Origin of the sequence: Peribacillus sp. S4, from assembly GCF_046715815.1 — a bacterium.
In the GTDB taxonomy this organism is placed as follows: Bacteria; Bacillota; Bacilli; order Bacillales; family DSM-1321; genus Peribacillus; species Peribacillus frigoritolerans.
The window spans coordinates 2,491,601-2,513,731 of record NZ_CP175708.1; the positions used below are offsets into that span (position 1 = coordinate 2,491,601).

Annotated in this window: 13 protein-coding genes and 5 pseudogenes; all 18 read left to right on the plus strand. The window is 32.8% G+C overall.

Annotation, left to right across the window (positions count from 1 at the left end; translation table 11 throughout):
* Positions 1 to 27: 27 nt before the first annotated feature.
* A complete protein-coding gene (locus ACJ9PY_RS11865) occupies positions 28 to 933 on the plus strand; it encodes a LysR family transcriptional regulator (protein ID WP_411740092.1) in 906 nt (301 codons plus the stop codon).
* A gap of 165 nt (positions 934 to 1,098) precedes the next feature.
* On the plus strand, positions 1,099 to 1,686 hold the full coding sequence (locus ACJ9PY_RS11870) for a LysE family transporter (RefSeq protein WP_411740093.1): 588 nt from the start codon (positions 1,099 to 1,101) through the stop codon (positions 1,684 to 1,686).
* A 260-nt stretch (positions 1,687 to 1,946) separates the two neighbouring features.
* Positions 1,947 to 2,321 (plus strand): annotated as a pseudogene (locus ACJ9PY_RS11875) (family 1 glycosylhydrolase).
* 631 nt (positions 2,322 to 2,952) lie between these two features.
* Positions 2,953 to 4,908 carry an AAA family ATPase gene (locus tag ACJ9PY_RS11880; protein WP_411740094.1) on the plus strand — a complete coding sequence of 652 codons (1,956 nt, stop codon included), beginning with the start codon at positions 2,953 to 2,955 and terminating at the stop codon, positions 4,906 to 4,908.
* A complete protein-coding gene (locus ACJ9PY_RS11885) occupies positions 4,893 to 6,929 on the plus strand; it encodes a UvrD-helicase domain-containing protein (protein ID WP_411740095.1) in 2,037 nt (678 codons plus the stop codon). The genes ACJ9PY_RS11880 and ACJ9PY_RS11885 overlap by 16 nt, the downstream gene beginning before the upstream one ends.
* A gap of 264 nt (positions 6,930 to 7,193) precedes the next feature.
* Positions 7,194 to 7,265: pseudogene (locus ACJ9PY_RS11890) on the plus strand (endopeptidase); the annotation flags it as partial.
* 1,264 nt (positions 7,266 to 8,529) lie between these two features.
* Positions 8,530 to 9,975, plus strand: coding sequence for a hypothetical protein (locus ACJ9PY_RS11895; RefSeq protein WP_411740096.1), 1,446 nt, complete (start codon positions 8,530 to 8,532; stop codon positions 9,973 to 9,975).
* A gap of 180 nt (positions 9,976 to 10,155) precedes the next feature.
* Positions 10,156 to 10,911, plus strand: coding sequence for a trypsin-like peptidase domain-containing protein (locus ACJ9PY_RS11900; protein WP_411740097.1), 756 nt, complete (start codon positions 10,156 to 10,158; stop codon positions 10,909 to 10,911).
* Positions 10,912 to 10,940: 29 nt separating this feature from the next.
* A pseudogene (locus ACJ9PY_RS11905) lies at positions 10,941 to 11,309 on the plus strand (family 1 glycosylhydrolase); the annotation flags it as partial.
* 141 nt (positions 11,310 to 11,450) lie between these two features.
* Positions 11,451 to 12,164 (plus strand): annotated as a pseudogene (locus ACJ9PY_RS11910) (flotillin domain-containing protein); the annotation flags it as partial.
* Positions 12,165 to 13,208: 1,044 nt separating this feature from the next.
* Positions 13,209 to 13,964, plus strand: a complete 756-nt coding sequence (locus ACJ9PY_RS11915; RefSeq protein ID WP_411740098.1) for a helix-turn-helix domain-containing protein — start codon at positions 13,209 to 13,211, stop codon at positions 13,962 to 13,964.
* Positions 13,965 to 14,207: 243 nt separating this feature from the next.
* Positions 14,208 to 15,092 carry a hypothetical protein gene (locus tag ACJ9PY_RS11920; protein ID WP_411740099.1) on the plus strand — a complete coding sequence of 295 codons (885 nt, stop codon included), beginning with the start codon at positions 14,208 to 14,210 and terminating at the stop codon, positions 15,090 to 15,092.
* A 70-nt stretch (positions 15,093 to 15,162) separates the two neighbouring features.
* Positions 15,163 to 15,411 carry a hypothetical protein gene (locus ACJ9PY_RS11925; protein ID WP_411740100.1) on the plus strand — a complete coding sequence of 83 codons (249 nt, stop codon included), beginning with the start codon at positions 15,163 to 15,165 and terminating at the stop codon, positions 15,409 to 15,411.
* Positions 15,398 to 16,909, plus strand: coding sequence for a tyrosine-type recombinase/integrase (locus ACJ9PY_RS11930; RefSeq protein WP_411740101.1), 1,512 nt, complete (start codon positions 15,398 to 15,400; stop codon positions 16,907 to 16,909). The genes ACJ9PY_RS11925 and ACJ9PY_RS11930 overlap by 14 nt, the downstream gene beginning before the upstream one ends.
* Positions 16,906 to 19,020, plus strand: a complete 2,115-nt coding sequence (locus ACJ9PY_RS11935) for a hypothetical protein (protein WP_411740102.1) — start codon at positions 16,906 to 16,908, stop codon at positions 19,018 to 19,020. The genes ACJ9PY_RS11930 and ACJ9PY_RS11935 overlap by 4 nt, the downstream gene beginning before the upstream one ends.
* A complete protein-coding gene (locus tag ACJ9PY_RS11940) occupies positions 18,989 to 21,397 on the plus strand; it encodes a site-specific integrase (RefSeq protein WP_411740103.1) in 2,409 nt (802 codons plus the stop codon). Before ACJ9PY_RS11935 ends, ACJ9PY_RS11940 begins: the two co-directional genes overlap by 32 nt.
* On the plus strand, positions 21,390 to 21,827 hold the full coding sequence (locus ACJ9PY_RS11945) for a hypothetical protein (protein WP_411740104.1): 438 nt from the start codon (positions 21,390 to 21,392) through the stop codon (positions 21,825 to 21,827). Before ACJ9PY_RS11940 ends, ACJ9PY_RS11945 begins: the two co-directional genes overlap by 8 nt.
* A gap of 139 nt (positions 21,828 to 21,966) precedes the next feature.
* A pseudogene (locus ACJ9PY_RS11950) lies at positions 21,967 to 22,107 on the plus strand (isochorismatase family protein); the annotation flags it as partial.
* Between the last annotated feature and the right edge of the window lie 24 nt (positions 22,108 to 22,131).

The window sequence follows — 22,131 nt, forward strand, 5'->3', positions numbered from 1 at the left end:
AGTAACTTTGAAAAGGTGGCGTTCAGTTTGACTTTACAACAATTAAAATATGCACTTGAAGTAGCAAGTAAAGGATCTATGAATGAGGCAGCAAAAAGTTTATTCATCTCCCAACCAAGTTTGTCGAATGCTATTAAGGAATTAGAGAAGGAATTAAAAATAACCATATTCATTAGAACGAATAGAGGAATTGCTATTTCTAATGAAGGAGCTGAGTTTCTAGGTTATGCCAGACAGGTATTACAGCAGTATAATATGATTGAAGAAAAATATATGAGTGGAAAACCAGCTAAGCAACATTTTTGTATTTCAACCCAGCATTTTACTTTTGCAGCCAATGCTTTTGTAGAACTTGTAAAGGAATTTGGAGCTTCTGAGTATGAGTTTACACTTCGTGAAACGAAAACTTATGAAATAATTGAAGATGTGAAGAATTTACGAAGTGAACTGGGGATTATCCATTTAAGTAATTATAATGAATCAGTATTATTAAAGCTGTTAAGAGAAAGAAATATTAGTTTTTCAGAACTATTTGTTGCAAAACCACATGTATTTATTAGTAAAAAACATCCATTGTCTATCAATGAATCTATTGATTTGGATGAATTAGATGATTATCCATGCCTTTCATTTGAACAAGGAGAATACAATTCTTTTTACTTTTCAGAAGAAATTTTAAGTACAAGAATTGTAAAGAAAAATATTAAAGTAAGTGACAGAGCAGCTATTGTTAATTTCATGATTGGTCTCAATGGTTATACCATTTCTTCTGGAGTTTTTCCTAAATATCTTCATGGAGAAGAAATTATTGCAGTTCGTCTTAATGTAGATGAAGTCATACGGATTGGAACAATAAAGCATAACGATGTCACATTAACAAAACTGGGAGAAATATATTTAGATGCATTAAAAATGATTGCAAAGGAATTATAAAAGAAAAATCGACTTAATAATAAGTTTGATATAGTTATTATCTATATCAGGTTATATTATTTCAGTATTATACTATATCAAAACAACTCATTATAATATAAATGATTAAGGGAATAAGCCGAAAAATAAACATTTTAAGGATGGAAAGCAGAGTGTGATTTTGATATGGGAGTTCAAGTAGTATTTGCATTTGTTATATACGCTCTAATAAATGCCTTTACACCAGGACCTGGAAATATCCTGGCATTAAATACTATGACCAATTATGGATGGAAAAGAGGAAAGCGTTTATTCTTTGGGATATTTATAGGTTATTATTTTGTACAAGCGTTATGTGCAGTATTTGTTTTCGGACTAGAGAGCTTAATAAATCCAATAATGTCCGTCCTTAAATATGCGGGAGCAATTTATATTTTATGGCTGGCATATCATATTGCCATTAGTAAGCCTGACAATAAAAATGATGTGAAACAACCTTCTTTTTTAATTGGTTTTGTTTTGCAAGTTGTTAATGTAAAGATATTTATATTCGGTATTACGGCTCTGACAGGATATATTATTACATATTATACTTCATTAGGTATGCTTATATTTTTTGAGATGATCATTGCTACAATAGGTACTATCGCTACCTTGACTTGGATATTTTTTGGTGGATTGTTTCAAAAGACATATTTCAAACATTTTCAAGTGATAAATATTATTTTGGCGCTATTACTTTTGCAATGTGCAGTTGGACTTTTATTACAGTAAAGAAAAAATTAGAAATTGATTTTATTTCCATACTAAAGGGACAAAAAGAACGTTTTATTCTTTTTTGATAGAGCTTCTTATGAAGCTCCTATAGTTAGTGGATAAGTGAGAGTTTATCTTTGTCAAAAGCCAGTTATTGTTCTAAAAAATTATTGTACCTCATACCAATAAGGTGAAACTGTATTAAAGCCCTTAGGATCGATTTGCCATCCCCACTCGCTTGATGTTAGATACGGATTTTTGATTCCTCAAGGAGTGCGTTGAATCAACTGTATGACCGATATCAAAAACCATTATTCGTAGCAGAGAATGGACTAGGCGCCATTGATACATTGCGCGAAGGTGACATTATAGACGACAACTACCGGATTTCTTACTTAAGAAAGAACATATTATACAAATGAAAGAAGCCATTGCAGACGGAGTCAACGTATTCGGATATACAAGCTGGGGCTACAATGACATGATCATGATCAGTGCATCAAACCAACCAAATCTCAAAACGGTATGGGTACATCAATGTTGACCAGGACGACATGGGCAGAGGGACAAAACGTCGCATAAAGAAAAAAACATTTTATTGGTATAAAGATGTTATTGCAACAAATGGAGAACAATTAGAGTTATTTAATTAGAGATAATTGGCCATGCAGGGGTGAAAGTCAGTGTGAGGTTCAATTCAGTGATTCACAATAAATTAAAATTGAGTTTTAACTAGCTCCTCCCGTATCATTATCGGGAGGTTTTTGTATGTTGGAGAGAATTTTATATCTAGTTCACCTAAAATTGTAAAAGTATGTGATATAAAAACCTAGTTTAAATAAAAAATACCTACTTTTAACGTCCATTAAAGTATTAAAATACGTTACGGACGTTCGTTATTTTGTATGCACTTTATGGACTTTTTAATAGAACAAGAGAGAGAAAAATAAAATATAGAAGAAATTCGTAATTTCTAATTTTGGAATTTTAAGATGAATTTTTTTCATGATTCAATAGGTCGTACTCATAAATGATAGGTTTTAACAGGAAGTTTAGTCGATGAAAGAAAAATGTGGTAAAATTTGAATATTAAGTATTTATTCCTTCTAGACAGATAGATCCTTAAGCTAAAAGTAATAAGGGGTGTGGAGTAGATGAGCTTTAAATAGGTCACATGGTTCATAAGAATAGAAATTAAGAAATAGCAAAATATAGGTAATATTCACTTAATATATCTCTGAGTTCCATTGAGAATAGCGTTAATTTTAAATAAGGAGTGACATAATGTATATCAGTAAAATTAAGATGAAAAACTTTAGGCTTTTAAATGATACAAGCCTTGATTTAAAAAAAGATTTATCATTACTAATTGGTAGAAATAATAGTGGCAAAACGTCTTTTTTAGTTTTATTTGAAAAGTTTTATGAACAAAAGGATTTTAATTATAATGATTTCTCTTTATCTCTAAGAAATAAGATTAAGGATATTAATGATCAAACAGAAACAAATCAGTTAACAATTCAAATGGTATTGGAAATTAAATATCATAAAGATGATAATTTAGAACATATATCCGATTTTATTTTAGATTTAGACCCTGAGATAGATACTGTAAAGATATTATTTGAATGTGCTATTAATAAAAAAAGCCTTTTAAAGGATTTGCTAACTATTGAGAATGAAGATAAAGAGAGGTATATAATAAAAAATATTAATAGCTATTTACAAAAAGATGTTTATGTTTTCGATAATTATAAGGATTTAGAAATTAATAATAGGCACAAGCTGGTTAAAAAAGAATTGAAAAGCATTAAGAAGTTAATAAATTTTCAAATAATACATGCTAAACGGGATGTTGCTAGTTCAGAAGAAAATAAAGAAAGTAAAAAAGTGCTTTCTTCATTGACTACAAAATATTTTAATAATAATTCACAAGGTGATTTCCTTGCAATTAATAAACAATTGATTGAAATGGATAGTAACCTTGATAAACAATATGATACTTTCTTTAAGACATTTTTAAAAAACTCAAAAGAATTTTTAGAAATAAAAAATATAAAAGTAGTATCAAATCTGCAATCTAATGAATTGCTTCAATACTCATCGCAAGTTGTTTATGGTGTTGACAATAATCATTTACCAGAGAATCTTAATGGGTTAGGTTTTATGAATATTCTTTATTTATTATTAACCATTGAAATCAAAAAAGAAAATTTTATTGAGTTAAATAAGGAAATAAATCTATTGTTTATTGAAGAACCAGAAGCACATACACATCCACAAATGCAGTATGTTTTTGCAAGGAAGATTAAAACAATTCTAGATGACGTAAAGAATCTTCAAACTGTTGTTACAACACATTCAGCACAGATAGTATCACAATGTGATTTTGAAGATATTAGATACTTAATGAAAACAGTAGATGAAGATGGAAATGAAAATACAGAAATAAAAAATTTCCATACAGAATTGGAGAAAAAGTATACAAAGTTAGAGGAATTTAAATTCCTTAAACAATATTTAACCATTCAATCGGCAGAACTATTCTTTGCAAGTAAAATTATCTTTATTGAAGGCACTACTGAGAAAATACTCTTACCTTATTTTATTAATAAATTTGACAAGGAAAATGAAAAAAAAGAATCGTATATTCCATTATCTTCTCAGAATATTTGCATTTTAGAAGTGGGGGCAAATGCAAAGGTTTTCCATCACTTTCTTGAGTTCCTAAAGATTAAAACATTGATAATTACTGATATAGATACTACAGCAAAAATGAGTAGTGACAATGGGTACTACTCTGCATGTGAAGTATTAAAAGCACAGAACACGAGTAATGAAACATTGAAACATTTTCTAAGGGCACCAGATTTGAAAACGGATAAACCAGCATTCGAAAAGTGGATTGAAAATTTAAGAACTAATGCTCTGGATGATTATAGTGAAAACATAAAAATAGCTTACCAAACAAAAGAGAAAAATTACCAGGGTAGAAGTTTTGAAGATGCCTTTATAAACATAAATAAGGAAACAATAAAAATGAATAAAGATAATATAGACGGTTTAAAAAAGACAAAACTGTTTGAGGAAGAAGAAAATATATATGAGTTAACTCAAGAAGTTTTAGATAAAAAGTCTAATTTTGCTGCATCATTATTGTACTTGGCATTATCCGAAGAGGCAATTGATTGGGAAACTCCAGCATATATTAGAGGAGGGTTATCGTGGATTGCGGAATAACTTCATTAGACAAAATAAAAAGTTGTATAAAAAATAATCAAAATTTTGTTCTTCAAGGTGGAGCGGGAAGTGGTAAAACTGAAACATTAAAACAGCTTTTAGAATTTTTATCAGAAAGTTACCCAGGAAAAAAGATTGCTTGCATTACTCACACAAATTTGGCTGTTGATGAGATAAAGTCAAGAGTAGGAGACCAATATACAATCAGCACTATACATTCCTTTTTAAATTCATTAACTAAAGACTATAAGAAAAATATTCAGAAGGTAATTTTCGATATATTTAAGTTGAGTAATATTGAAAGAAAAGGGGCTGAAAACTATGATGATGAAAAGCAACAAAAAAAAGAGGAATTTGATAATTATAAAAAAACACAAAAAAAATATGCTGACAAGTTATATACAGTAAAGAATGAATCAACTAAAAAAGTTGAGGGTAAAAGAGACTATGATAAGGACCCTGAAGGATTTAATAGAATTTTAAATGAAAAAATTAATATACTGAATAAAGAAATAAAAGCAGAAATTGAATCTAAAGATTTTTATAATATTAAATATAATGAGACTAGGTTTGATGATTTTAATGAATTAACTTTTGGACATGATAGTTTACTTGAAGTTTCTTACCTACTTTTTGATAAGTATGAAATTTTAGGGAAAATTCTACAAGATAAATATGATTTTATCTTTATTGATGAATATCAAGATACTAATGAAAAAATCATAGATATCTTTTTGAAAAAACTCCCGTTAAAAGAGAAAACCATAGTAGGATTATTTGGTGATTCAATGCAGGCAATTTATGAAGATGGTGTAGGTGATGTCGAAAAGTATATTGATGATAAATATTTAGTTAAAATTATTAAAGAGGATAATTATCGATGTTCTGAAGAAGTAATTAAATTTATAAATCAACTGAGAAATGACGGGCTAAAACAACAAGTAGCATTTAAAGTAAATAAAGATGCTATTAAAGAATCTTTATCAGATAGACAGGGGAGTGTTAAGCTTTATTATTCTATTTATGATAATAAGCCAAATGTATATAGTAACCTAGAAGATAAAGCTAATTATGAAAATGCGTTAAATACTTTGATTGAAAAAGCGTGTCATAATCAAGAAAATTATAAGACACTCATGCTAACCAATAAATCTATTGCTGGTAAAGCAGGATTTGGAGCCCTTTATGATGTATTTGCAGCAAGATATCTTGATCCGAAGGAACAAATAGATAATCATTTACTAAATTTACAATTTTTGGATTTGTTTGAACTTTGTAATGCTTATGAGTTGAAGAATTTTAACTTTATACTTGATAAACTTAATAAATCCAACTTTTCTATAAAACGTTTAGAAGATAAAATAAAACTGAAAAAAAGTTTTGAGAAAATAATAAATTCAGATAAAGGTGCTTTGGAAACATTAGAAATGGCTTTCAAATTAAAACTTATAAAAGTCGCCGATAAAAATTTGGAATATTCGAACAGAAAAAAAGCTTTTTTAAAAGAGTTAGAACAAATTGATGACTATCAACTATTTAAATCAATATACAATAGTGGAAACAAAACGTTTGCAAAAATTAAAGATAAAATGGATTTTTTAGAGGAAGATGCATTTAAAGATTTCGAAAACAAACTAAAAAAAGAAGCGTTCTACGTTGATCTTTTTTCAGACAAAATAAAATTCAAAGATATAATGAATTACTTTAAATATGTTAATGAAGAAACTCAATATATAACAATGCATAAAACAAAAGGATCGGGCATTGATAATGTAATAGTTGTACTTGATGAATACTTTTGGAATCAATATAATTTTAATCTAATTTTTGATTCTAACTATAAAGACGAAAAGAAAAAACTTAAAAACCAAAGACTTGCGTATGTTGCTTGCTCTAGAGCCATAACTAATCTGACATGTGTCAAACTTATTTCTAAAGATGAAGAAATAGAAATAAAAAAGTTTTTCAAGGATCCAATAAATGTAGAAATAGAAAGATTAATGACAATCCCAGTTAATTAATCCGAAAGTACAACTTTAAGGATTTTATAATTCGATTATGCACTAATTTATCCCTAATAAAAAATTATGCAGTGTGAAACCTGATATTTGTTTACTACCTTTTTTATTACTAGATAGTAAACTTGATTAGTTGGGGACACTTAAATTAGTTTGCATAATACTGATTATTGATTCACAAAAAAGCCCTTTATTTGTTTATTTTCAAATGAAATTCAAGTGTTTTAAATGATTCCAGTTCATCTTTAATCCTATAAACATGGTGCCTCACATGCTGGTATTTATATAGGTGGTAAACAATTTATACACATCTCCTCTTCAAATGGAGTAAGCATTTAACGGGGGGGACTGGTGCACCAGTCTTACCATCTATGCTTGTTAAGGAAAGACTTTTTAATGTTATTCATATTTTATGGGGCAAGTATAAAAGGAAACATCGTCGCCGGGAAGTTGCTTACTAAAAATGCTTTGATATCTGTAGCATCTTTTCCTTTCGTATTAGGGGCCGTTATGCATCTTATTATTCTTAATCGGACACAGATTTAACTTTTGAAAAAGTCTTTCATTCATATGAACACGTTAGGAAATATATACAAAATGCTGATGGCACTACATATGGGGAATTTATAAAATTTAGGAATTTTTTAATGGGCCATGGCTCAATCAATAAAATAGAAGATCTTCGTAAAAGTATTAATAGGATAAAAACTGGGTTGTCTGTACATCAAACAAAGTTAGAATCATTACTTATTAAAAAAACAAAAGAAGAATTAGATGAAGTTTTTTCTCTGGATGACAGTGGAAACTTATCCTAAGAATCCTTCTTCCATTAACGGGTGAGTTTGTATAATAAAGTTAGCCAGTTTTTACTGGTTGACCTTTTTTAATAGACTCTTTTATATCGGTAGCCAGGGTAGGACATGTGCGTGGGATATGATTCAGTAAATTAAACTGTCCGTCCCCGCTTGTAGAAGAATCCCATATTTTTTATTTTTTGAAGAGCTCTCAGTTGTCTCCAGTCGAAATTAAGAAAATAAAAAAGGTGGCTGTTAATCTTCTTCATAAAAGAAGAAAGAGACTGGAAATGTAAGGAAGTAGCACGGGGTGCTATTCGTACCGCTATTCACGACTTCCTTTGGGAAGAGGATACAGGTTTGTCGGTGAATATTTTTAGTGAAACTGGATGTAAAAGAAAAGCCGAAATATTATTTCAACATGTATTTACGGCATATTCTAATCTACCTCCACCAATGTATAATAATGTTTCTTAAGTGCAAAAACACTTAAAGAAACCAACCTTTATACCATTACTTTTATTTTTATAATAAGTAATGAATTATAAATTTCCTATTTTACCCTTTTAAGCCCTTTTAAGCCCTTCTGCACCAGATGGGCTTTTTTTGTATGGAATACCACACAACAATGGGGATTTAAGTATAATATGAATCAATAAAATTGGGTAAAAAGACTTAAATAAATTGTCGGGAGATTTTTGTTGTAAGTAATTCCTATATTTGAAATAATTGTTATTGAGTGGACTAGCAGACTAGTAAGGGCTTGTACTGAATTGACTATAAAGAAATTTAATGATAGGGGGACAGAAATGATTAGTCAAATAAATGAGATGCTGAGCTTCTATATAAATACATTTGAGCAAGATATGCCTGAGAAAGATTTATTAAAGTTTTTAAAAAAAGAATACGGGTTTAATGATGAAACTGAATTTATGAATTTACTCATTAATAACTTCATACTTATCCAAAGTGAAGTAATGAAGGATTTGAAGGAAATTAATGACAGAATAAATAATATTGATAAACGAAGGGCTGAGATAGATCGTAGCAGTTATGAGTTTCGAAAACTTGACTATTGCAGGAGAATAAACAGTGAAGCAAAAGAGGATATAGAGAGATTCCTAACTGAAGAGGCTATCAATTATATTAAAAAACGAGTCGTAAATAAGAAGAAATGGACGCGTACTACCGGTGACCTAGCTGTACTTGTGAATTCACTACCTTACAAGTATTCTTATTTTAAAAGGTTTTATGATCCTAATTATGACTTTTCAACTGATGCAAAGTATAGATTTTTACTAAATCATAGCCCTAGAAAAATTCAACCTAAAATAGATCTTAAATCCAATAATAAAAGTGAATATTATAAAGACCTGGAAAATAATCTTATGGATAATGATCTGCTTGATAAAGTAATGAATAGCATTAGAAACCATCATGTATTAAAAAAACGTGAAGAAATATTCGAGACACTTTTTGATTTATACAAGGATGAAAAATATCAATCATTTGTAAACTTGGCAGTTATTCAAGTCGAAGGGTTATTTTATGATTTCTGTTTTATTCTGAATGATGAAAACGAAATTGATAGTCCTGGAACACTTAGTGTAAAAGCAGAGAAAGTTTTTTCATCAACCCCTGAATTATGGCTATCGATGTATCCTTATTTTGCGTTTGAAGCTCCAATTTTTAGAAATAAGATTGCTCATAATGGTTTTTGGGATTTGAAAGGTATTAAAAACTTTGCTAATGAATTGATTTTTGATTTATTTGCAATAGTAACTGCAATAAAATCTTCAAAAAAATTACCTTATAATCTTCTCAGAATTGTTTTGCCGTTGCGTGAAGAGATTAAGAAAGTGGAATTATCATATGAGAATTACCCAACAGTGCTGCATTCGCTATTTGGTGGAATGGGAACAATAAATGGTAAAGAATTTTTCGATATATTAAAACGTAGAGAAGAGAAAAGAAAAGTATTAGAGTTCTACCGAATACACATCTCTGAGTTTGAAAGTACCAATCTATATGAAGAGTGTTGTAGGCTTACACAAGTTATATATGACGAGAGGTTTTGGGATATAGTTATCAATTTCTTATCTGACATTCCAGAACGTAGAAAGGGACAACCTTTTGATTTCGTAAGCTTCGCAGAAAGTCTGGCAAATAACTACATTTATGAATTTCCAAAAGACAGTCCTTTAAAGAAAAAGTGTATTTTAATAAAAAAAGATTTGGAAAGATTCTCGAAATGAAGTTAATAAGCCTATAATGGACTGGATAAATTATAGAACCTCTTAGAACCTTCTTAAAAAAACTGTGGAGGCGAAGGAACCTTCACCTAGACTTTCAAATTGAAAAAGGGGTCTTGGCTTCGATGAAGAATTGGAGGGGACCATTCAATTTCGTTAACAATAAAGGAGTAGAAATACGATATGGTGCAAATGACTGATGAATCATTGATGTCAATCTTTATCAGGATGTATTTTAATGAAATTCTCGTCTCAGTAGGAACGGCGTTCTTGGTTAACTCAAAGTCAGGCAGTCCCCTATTGATCACAAATAGGCATAATGTGACGGGAAAACACAACGAAACAGGTGCCCTATTATCCCCAAAGACTGGATTAGTCCCAAACAGAATAGAAATTTATCATAACAGGTTGGGTGAAAGGGGGGCACACATCATCAAATCTGAGGAATTGCTTTTGGATGAATTTGATCCTAAATGGATTGAACATCCAACATGGGGGCCAAAAGTGGATTTTGTTGCCATTCCATTGACCGACTTAGAGGATGTGGCCATTTATGCTTACACCTTGGATATGGGAAGGGATATCTTTTTGGGGGTAACGGGAACGGTGAGTGTCGTAGGGTTCCCTTTTGGAATCCAGGTTGGGAACAATGCGGCCGTATGGGCAACTGGTACAGTAGCCTCCGAGCCTGAAATCGATTATAGGGGGTTGCCGCTTTTCCTTATTGATTGTAGAAGCAGGGGAGGGCAATCAGGGTCTCCAGTAATCGCATATCGGTCAGGCGGATCCGTGGTTAACATGATTGGAGGCGGCGGGGCAGTTTGGCCTGGACCTGTAAAGAAATTTGTTGGAATCTACAGTGGGAGGGTCAACCCAGAATCTGATTTGGGAATGGTATGGAAGGCTTCTGCTATTAATGAATTGGTCGATAGTATATGATTCAGATGATCCGTGTAATTTGGTGAAGTTTGAGATATTTATTAAATTATACGTATCGAAAATATGGTTTACCGATAATAATTACAGAAAATGGATTAGGTGAAGTAGACATAGTTGAAGAAAATGGGGAAATTCATGATAGTTATCGAATAACTTACTTACAAAAACACTTGTCTAAACTAAAGAAAGCAATTATAGAAGACCATGTAGAATGTATAGGATATTTAATGTGGGGGCCAATTGATTTAATTAGTGCTACTACAGGAGAAATGAAAAAACGTTATGGATTTATATATGTCGATAAGCAAGATGATGGTACAGGTGACTTCTCTAGAATTCGAAAAGATTCGTTTTATTGGTATAAGGATGTAATAAAGACAAATGGAGAATTTTTGTAATACAATAAATGATTTATTTGCATAGATGTATTTTGAATAACTCTAAAACACCTTCAGTTATGGGGTGTTTTTTTTATTTCATTAGGTGCCCTACTTCCATAAAACAGAATAGATTTGTCCCTAAAAAGGCAGCTTTCAGAAATCAACAAGCTAAAGGTTGCGGAATTCAGGCGTGAGCAGGATATTGCCAAAGCACGGGCTGACCAAGCTTACGATCTTGAAACGGCCAGGTCTAAACAGGATGTAACCGAACAGGAAATGCAAATCAGGATCATTGAACGTCAGAAGCAAATTGAACTGGGAAAAAGAAATCCTTCGCCGTGAAAAATGATTCAGAAGTGAAGAAAAAGACTGATGCCGACCGTTATGCGGTAGAGCAGGCAGCCTCCGCCAACAGGATGAAACAGATTACAGAAGCGGATGCCGATAAGTATAAAATTGAAGCCATGGCAAAAGCGGAAGCGGAACGCGTTCGCATGGACGGTCTTGCTAAAGCGGATGCCCAAAGGGCACAAGGTACGACAGAAGCGGAAATCATCCGTTTAAAAGGGTAGCAGAGGCAGAAGCCAAGCAGAAAATAGCTGAAGCTTTTGAACAGTTCGGGCAAGCCGCTGTAATGGACATGATTTTGAAAATGCTGCCGGAATATGCAAAAAAAGTTGCTAGCCCCTTAGTAATATAGACAAGATCACTGTAGTGGACACAGGTGGAAGCGGTGCGAATGGCGGGGCTAATAAAGTGACTGGATATGCAACGGATTTAATGGCATCCTTGCAGGAGTCATTGAGAATTTCTCAGGAAAACGAAATTTACCATTCACCACCATCAGCCAGGAGATTGTCGAAGCGAGCATGAATATGGCAGCAAGGAAGAGTAACAGTTAAGAAAATAACTGTATACACTATTCATCACATAAAATTAAATCTGATGTATAACCAATATAGATAGATTATTGGGTTATTGAACTTACATATAGAGAATAAAATAACAGAGAGCCATTTTAGCCATTTTCAACAAGATATATGAATTGACCAATAAAACTGATATTTTACTGAAAGAAAAAGTTGAAATAGAACAAAAGATTCTAAGTGAGTTATTTAATAAATTTGGTATAACAATACGGCTCTTTAATTGATGTTTTATTAGAGAATATAGTATTGCTGGAGAGTTTAATAGGAAATGTAAGAATTTCAAACAAGGGAGTCTTTGTTACGGCCTATTTTCGAAATTCAATCGGGGAAAGGCAGTTTCTTTCGAATAACAGATGTAACCCCCAATACTCTCATCAAGACGAACACGCTTATGATTTACAAAGATGCCCGTTCTGAATAAAGCTCGAGTCATCGTTTATATCCGTAGGATAGATCAATCTTATGAATGGCTAATAGAGAGAAATCCTTCCAAATGGTTTGGAGGGTTTTTTGGGATGGCCAAAAATTATAGATCATTAGGAAAATGAAAATTTTAGTGAAAGATATTGACATCCTATTAGCTGGTTTAGATCTATAAGTTTCACTAAAAATAATTAATTAAAACCTGTATAATCAAATACTTTTATCGCGATTAATATTATTTTAGAAAAACAAAATTATTAATTTTTTTTCATACTGGTCATTATATAGAAAGGTTACAAGTACAAGTATTTTTTAATAAAGGATATTAAAGACTTCTATATTATATTGATTTTTATACATTTTTTTTATAATCAGCAAAAAAATAAATAAGGAAACTTAAAATAAATCAATAGGAATTGAATAGGAATTGAATATTCTGAAGTTTATGAAATTTATATTGCACGATAACTAAATTTATGATTCAATAGTTTTGACGGTGGTTGCCAGTAGGTATAGATAACTAAAGGAATGAGGAAATGAGTCAAATTATTGTTGGAGGTGTACTTTGAAATATTATTCTGTCAAGGAGGTTGCCATTTTAATAAATAAGAGCGAAGAAACCGTTCGGAGGTGGTTACGGAAAGGCGATGTTTTTCCAAATGCCCAAAACAATTCTGATAAAGAAGGATGGAAAATACCAGAGACGGATATCCAATTATCAAAATCATCGATTAATGAACAACCAAAAACAAATAATCAGACATTAACAGTATCTCAAGTTGCTTCTAGACTTGGCAAAAGCGGGGAAACCATTAGACGTTGGCTCAGGACTGGTAAACAATTCCCTAACGCTTTTAAGAACAGCGATGTACAGGGATGGCGTGTCCCTGAAAATGACTTAACTTACATGAATTTCAAACAAGCACCTCCCCAATCTCCTTCAGTGCCATCCACCAATGTTATCCATCATGAAAATAATCAGCACAACAGAGACCTTGTTATCCTTGCCTTTAAAGCAGTAGCATTAACGTCACCTTCAGAAGACATGGTTGCATTGTTATCTCATGTGGGCATTCAGAGAATTTTGGAAGTACTTCTGATTATGCAGCAATCTCCTAAAAAGGTGAGAAACGTTGAAGGATTTATTAAGAAAGCAATTGAAGAGAATTGGAAACCTGATGCAGTTCCTATAAAGTTACAAAGGAATCAGGGTAAAAAGTTATATGATCTTTCGCAAGATGAGTTTTTACAAATAGTGAACAAAAATGAAAATCCCGCACCCAGTAATGTTCCTTTCTACAATTGGTTGGAAGAGGATTGAAACATAATTATCTTGCGACAACTGTAACGAAATTGCATATTGCATCCCATTCTAAAACTAAACACTTTCGGTACAGTGTGCCTATGGAGGTAGACAGAAATTAACATACGATTGGACAATCTGTTCGTTGGAACACTGTCGAGATTGTAGTGAACAGCCAGTGCATTGTTATTGATAGTCTACAAAGAAAACGCCGGGGAGAACTTGAACACATAAAGCTTTTATAGGAGGAGAGTGACCATTATGAATATTTTATTTGAAGAATTATTTGATGTTGATCTAATCGGGAAAGCGACTACAAAGAAGCCTAATTTAAAAAACTTAAATTCTAATCCAACAAGTAATAAAGAATTGGCTGTAATTGGTATTGATTTTCAAAATGACTTTTTGGAAGAAGGAAATCTGGCTATTGCTAATTCTTATCGTGACGTTAGAAATTTTGCTAAGTTCATTTATGAAAATGTGGATGTTATAGATGATATTTTTATGAGTTTAGATATACATCAGCCGAAACAAATCTTTCATCCTGCTTGGTGGGTAAATGATAAAGGACAGTATCCTGAGCCATTTACGGTTATTACTTATCAAGATGTATTGGAAGGTAAGTGGGCACCTATTTACCAAGAGCAAGAAAGTTTAGAGTATCTTCGTAGACTAGAGGCAACTGAAAAGAAGTCCTTGATAATTTGGAGTTTCCATTGCCTACAAGGTACATTTGGTGCAGCAATTGAAACGCAATTATCAAACTTGTTATTTGCCTATTCTTTGTATAAAGAGAAGGATGTACATTACGTGACAAAAGGGTTAAATCCTATTTCTGAAATGTATGGAATAATAAAACCTGAGTATTCAAAAACGGATTTAACAGACAAAAATCTTTTAAGTCAATTGCAGAATTATAAAACAATAGTTATTGGTGGAGAGGCTAAATCTCACTGTGTACTTGAGACTATCAAACAGATTGTGGAAGAGTTTGAAATGATAAATCACAAGGATTACTTAATTTATGTGTTAGAAGATTGTACATCTTCCATCACAGGTTTTGAAGAAATCACAGATTATGAATACAAAAAATTAGCTTCAAAATACCCAATTATACTAACTACAATTAAAGAACTTAAATTTTAATTGATACCTGAAGAGGGAGGGGTCTCTCTTCAGATACATACATTTATATAAACGTAGGAGGTTGATTAATATGAAAACTTATCAAGATAATAGCTTAGCTTCGTACACCGAAGCTTACCAAGAAAAAATGGTTGAGACATATTGGCAAGATAATATGCACTACAAACAGGCGTTATTTGAACTGTTCTTTAGAAATTCACCTTTTAGAAACGGATATGGGTTATATATTGGATTGGAAAGTATTGCGAATAATATCAAAGAAATTAAGTTCACAGATAATGGTATTGATAATTTGAGAGGTGTATATGGCTGTGAGTAGTAAGTGTGACTACGATCACTTGAGAAATATTGATAATACATTGGATAGTACTGACAGATTAAGAGCCTTCATCCAGATTTATTCCTCTGCAAATATAAAAGGTCTACATTATGTGCATTTTGATGGCAAGGAAAATATTATACAAATTTACAATCCTTCTCATAAACTGCATTATAATAGCACTTGTTTCTTATTAAAACAAAAGTACACTGACACTCCTATAAATACTGTTTCAAGACAAGCACATCAACTGAGAAGATTTTTGGACTTCCTTGAGTTTTGGAATATTGATTTGTTAGAAGTAGATATCTTTACAGTTGTTGTATCCTTTGTTAGTTACTTGCGTTTATTAAAAAGTTTAAGAGCCACACCCAACCGGGCAATTGAATGGTCATTACTGAAACAGGTGCCTTTGCATGAAAGAGCAAAGCATTTCGGTAAAGTATCCTCTATAAATTTGAATTTCGAGGGAATAATGATTCAAGAAAGATTTGAAGACTTTTCCCATAATACTATAAGCGGTTTTGTAGAAACAGCATGTAAGTATCTAGGTTTTTTAAAAAAAGAAACCCATGAATTCGAATCTATAGACCTTACGTCTATTCCGGTAAAGCAAAGAGCATTCACGACTACCACTACAGGTACAACAGGGAGAAAAACGTATGTAATAGCAACCAATGTACACGCCATACTGAGTGAAGCTGGTTTTAAAATTCCAAATACTTCAGCAGGCCACATTCAGCCTTTATCGGAAGAAGTGATGACTGAAGAAGTTATAAACAATTTCATGTCATTGATTCCTTCAGGCGATATCCAAACAAGACTTTTGTTTTACATCTTGAAGTCCTTCGGACTTAGAAGGTCTGAGGCTCGAAACCTTCTTTTTGTTTCTGAAAACGTACCTAAGGACTTTTACCTTTGGGATTTTAACAAAGCACAGGAATGGTTAAAGAGCGAGATGCATGGTGATTTATCGTATGATAACACTCTAAAAGCATGGGTTTGTGATGTAGTAAAAAGAGAGGTTACCAATTTTCAATCTCAAAATAAAACAGTCAGACGACGACTAATTCCTAACTTCTTCTCGCAGCAGGAACTCACAAACTTATTACTTGAGCATATCAAGGAAAGACAGTTGGTAATGGAAGAAACAAGGAAAGAACATGATTACTTATTTTACTCAACTTCAAATAATTCAAAGGGAGAGGCAATTACCGGAGGTACGATTTATTCTAAGTACCGAAGCGTTATTTCCGGTTCTGGAAAAGAAGATATTTACCTCAACTTCTCCCCACATTCCTTCCGACATTTTTTTGCAACTCACTTAATCAGGATTAAACGCAAACTAATTTACGATGTATCTAGGTGGTTAGGTCACAGAGATGAAAAAACAACTAGAAAAATTTATCTTCATTACCTGCCGGGACTAGATAATTTGCCTACAGACGATAAATTAGGCGATATGGCTACTACTTTCAAAAATGGTGGAAAAGTATGAATTTAATGAATACAGAGTGGATTGAGCTTGAAAATATGATTATAGGACGCCAATACAGTGAGACCTGGAAGAAAAATTATAGTGGTATACTGAGAAATTTGAAAGCTGAATATCCTACAGGGGATATTTGGCTGAAAACTCCTATAGAAGAAAAGGAACATATCATCATATATAGAAACATTAATGACTCTAGATACATTTTATCTTGGGCAATAGAACGAGGTTTAATGCAAAACCCTGAATATAGAAAAGCGATTATAGATTACTATAATAAGTTCTATAATGCTGTGGGTGGAATATGTAAAGAGTTAGCCAAATATTACGAGTTTGTCACAGAAGAAGAAGCTAAAGCATTAAAAAAGTTGCGAAACAACTCCCAGATAGTGCATTTTTTAAGTAGTTTTTACAAGTTGTGCGTTACTTTTGGAAAGAAGTTGAAGGATATTACTGATAAAGATGTACTAGAGAGCTGTGTAGACTGGTCATTAAACTCAGTTGTTACTTCAAGAAATATCATACAAAAAGCAAGATTCGCTCTTGGTTATACAACGAAGAAGTTAATTGTTAATAAGAAAAACAAAGATAAATTCGAAAGAATGGCGACAGAATATCCACATTTTGAAACTCCTATTCGAGATTATCACAAATACATGAAAGCTGGAGGATACTCAAAAACAACTATAGACAAGAAACATGCTACCTTGTTACATTTTCTAATATTTCTAAATGAACAAAGCGATACTATACAACTATCAAACTTCCAAAGAAAGGAGTTCTGGGCATATTATAATTGGTTAGATCTACAGTACGTCCCATCTTATACTTATGCACATATTATTGATGCTAGGTTGTTTATTGAATGGGGGTTAAATGAGTACCCTGATTTTCCAAAGACTATTGACTACCCTGAAGGGCTATCGTCAAAAATAATTCGTACTCTAGTAGCAGAGGAGGAAAATAGCGAGGGACGTGCTTTTCCGATAGAAGGATTAGCTCAAAGGATAATTGAGGAATGTTATACATATGTTCCTGAAACTGAAAGGGAAGCGTTATGTAGGGACTTCTGGCTTATTGTCGGGTCTTGTCCTGTTCGATTTTCTTTTGTTCATAACCTTGAGGTAGACTGCCTAAAGCCTATGTTAAACAGTGATAGTTTTCTAGGGTTAACATCCACATACAGAGATAAAGCTGGAAATGTTAATGCTCAGTTCCCTCTGTTTGATGACATTGGAATTGAAGCGATAAAACGTCTTCAGAAACGATTCCATGAAAAGGGATTGAAAGCAATTACTAATCCTAATAACAAGCTGATGTATGATCATCTTTTCCTTGAAAATAATGTCAATGGACTTCTACCAACAACTGCTTTTAGGGTTTTTTTGAAAGATAGAATTCTTCCTCGAGTAAAAGAGATTGAAGAATATAAGATTAATAATAACGGTGCTGTGTTTGAGATTGGTGCTCATGGATTTAGGCATTTTATAGCTACCGTAGTACAAGCCAAAACAAGAAATATAAAGGCAACCCAGTTTGTACTAGGCCATCATGACGAAAAAATGTCTATGCGTTACCTTAGAAGTAAAATTTCGCGAAACACTCTTCTCTACTCCATCATTGATGGCTATGAAAAGCAGGAGGTTTCCGGAAAATTCTATCTGAAAATCATTGAAATGTGGAATGATGAATCCATTGAAGATAGTAGGTTATTTGATGTATTCATGTCAGACATGGATTTAACTACATTCCTAAAACATTATGCTCGTAAAAGGGATATGGGTTGGTGTATGTCTGAAGAAAACTGCGAAACTTACTTTCGATGCTGGGGCTGTAACTTTTTTGTTTTGCGAAGAGAAGAAATAGAAGAAGCAATTGAACTGCTAGCAACTCTTTTTCGGGAACACAGAAATCTAGTACAGAACAGTAAGGATTACACAGATAATAACCCTATCGCAGCTTCTTCTATAAAGACACAGGCTCTTATTCAAAAAAGGCTTACTGACTTGCGTTTGAGTCAAGAGATGATATGGGAAATGGTCAGATTGAAATTGTTGGGTAAAGATATCAAGGAGGCATTGTCAAATGGGGATTTTTCTCTCGCTTCAAAAGAGTAATGATGTCATATTAAAAGGAATTTCTATAAAAATGTATGAACAAGTGCATTTATCAGTCGAAGAATGGGTTGTGCTTGCTCCTATCGGAAAAAAAAATAGTAGGGCGATGTTTAATGTCCCTTTTCATGAGTGTGTTCAAACTGACGTTACGAGTTTCCTCGGAAGAGAAAAGAGCTTTAAAGAACTTTTAATAAACAACTATTTGTTAGCTTTAGCTTTTGTACAGAGATGTCGATTACCTTTAGAATACACTATGAATTTTAATACCTATTATCAATTACCATTAGACGATATGCCTAATTTCATTATCCTTTCGGACTTGTTTGATACGCATTATAAAACATGGAGCCCTCTGAACGGAAATGACACAGAAGTAATGGCAAAAGACAAAAAAGTAATTCAATCTCTCGCTTTGAGATTTTGGTTTTCCGGGTACGGGGTAATTAAAGGGATCGGTCACGAGCCAATAACTGATATTTTATTAAAAAAGGTCGCAGGTGACTTTCATAACAAGACTAGTAAAGATAGAAAACAAAAGACTTTTAAGTTATTAAGTTATCTACTTTCCAAGGAAGAAAGGTCATCAGTCCAAGAGCTAATGAGTTTTTCGGATAAAAAGGACGTTTTCAAGTTAGAAACAGATTCTTGGTCTGAAGAGTACCCTGCACTTAAAACGGAGCTAGCACTCCATATAAAGGGGTATGTATTTACTTTCCTGAAAAAAAGAGTAGATAAAGGACAGCTTCAAATAAAAACTGATAACGATGGTCATTCGAAGACTGTTTACCAAGAGCAGATAGAAGCCTCCACTTGGAGAGAGTATTCCCGTTTTTTACGTAGTTTTTGCGTGAACTATCTCTATCCAAGCCAAGTACACACCATTAAAGATGTACTTCAAGGAAGCCTAATGGACGTGTTCGTTGATATAGATTATGATAACAATATAAGGGAGTTTACTAATAAATTCTTTCTCATTGAAAATTGGTTTGATTTTTACGCAAGCAAAAACAAGTTATATATTAATAAAAAACGAATCATTCCAAGTACAAACTTAGGGACACGCAATAGACTATATGGAAAACACATTGATTTCAATCAGGCAGTTAAATTAATAGAAACTTTGCAAGATGATCAATCACCTTATCATCAAGATAATAAGTTGCTATACTTTAGAGGTAGAAGGGTGTCTTTATTGGTGCTAGAAACCGCAAAAAGGGCTCATGAGATAGCTTACTTAAAACAAAATTGCCTAAAAAATAACGTGTATGGTGACAGCATTTTGCATTGTCATAAAACTAAAACAGGTAAACCGCATAATGTTAAAATTTCAAAAAATGCAGTCGAATGGGTTAAGCAATTACAGAGTGTAGCCCCAACGGTACCTATAGAAATAAATTCGAAAATATTTTTTGGTGGCGACGATCTAAAAACAAAGAGGTTGGTTGCAGGTGCGTCTAAGGTAACCCCTTTACTTCCAAGCTATATTACTTATTATCTCAAACAGTTACAAAAGAGGATATGGAAAGGGAACCCTCCGCCAAGTGGTAGGTACTTCACATCTCATGATTTAAGGAGAATGGGTGCGACTTACTTGAAACTGAAAGGACTTTCCAATGAAGAAATCGCTGATAGGCTCGGTCATGACGACTTAGCATCTCAATACACTTACACTCTCACAGCAGGGAATGATGTATTGGATGCACTACAAGAAGTATCAGAACAAGGTTTGTACGGAATTCAAGCGGATGTGAATAAAAATGCCATTGTTTCTGTTACAGATGACGTAAAGGTGCTAAGCGAAGAGAGTTTTTTCAACAATGCTTCTATGATTATTGATGTGGTGGAAGATGAGGAAAACGCTAAATCCTTTATAGATAAATTGTTACAGGAAATAAATGATATTGATCTTCCGGATGAACAATCGCAACCAAATGGAGAAATCCCAAAGGGATTCCCTATGAGAACACACAACTGCAACGCTCATGAGAGGGTAACTTGTTTTCATCATACATTGAAGTGTTACAAGTGTAAGAAGTACAGTCCTGATGAAGATATGTTACTGGAACATAAAGCGGAACTTGTTAGATGGGTTGTTTTTGTTCATCACCAAGAAATTTTACTGAAGAAGACAAAAGATAGAGTAGAGAAAAGAACGCTTCCGGTAAGGATAGACGACATAAAAAATGACTTAAACCGAGAGACGTTTAAGGAGTTATTCCGAAAGTTTAAGCATTTTTCAGAACAGGAAGCTGAAGCTGTTGAAAAAGAGGTAAAACAAACTGCGAAAAAATACATCAACAAGTATTATCGGAAGGTTCCGAGTCCAACAGCAAAGCAAATGGATGAGTTTGTGAAGAACGGTGTTATCAATGGCTAAGAAACAAGTATCCCATGCGGATTTAACCCGAAGTACTGCCAGTGCCAAAAGAACGTTTATTAGGAGAGCCCAGAAGGGTATATACCTCACTCGTAAACTGAGTAAGGAAGAAGTTTTACAGAGGATAGCCTCAACTTTACATTTGACACCGAGAAGCTTGTATTCTGGTAATAGAAAAGTATACTTAGAGGATTGGTATCAAACTCTGCTTATAGAAATTGATGAAATTCATGAGGATTTAAGGGGTAAAAAGAACCTTTCTTCGGTCGAAGAGCTTAAAAATCTAACTATAGAACAACTAATGGAAGAAGTTTTCAAAATGAAAAAGACTTTAATGGCTTACCAAACGAAGTGTGAGGAACAGGCAATAGTTATTGAAAAAATGATGAAACAAGTAGTGAAGAGACATGAAAGAGTTGAAAAAATATAGCTTATTGATCGTCGAAAGGCGGTCATTTTTGTATACCATTTTGTACTTTTGAAGTAAAATTGTATAATTAGGTAAGAAAAACCTTGCCCTGACAGGTACGAGTCGGATTTTTGGATATACTATTTATTCATATAAATCCATTTTGCATACGGCAATCGACGCTTATAATTTAGGCTATAAAATTTTTGTATATGAACATGCAGTGGCCTCGTTCAATGATGCCGGTCACCATTGGGCGCTTGGACATTTTAAAGGATCTCTTGGAGCAACCATTCTATAATTTCGATTCAAGCAACAGAATAGA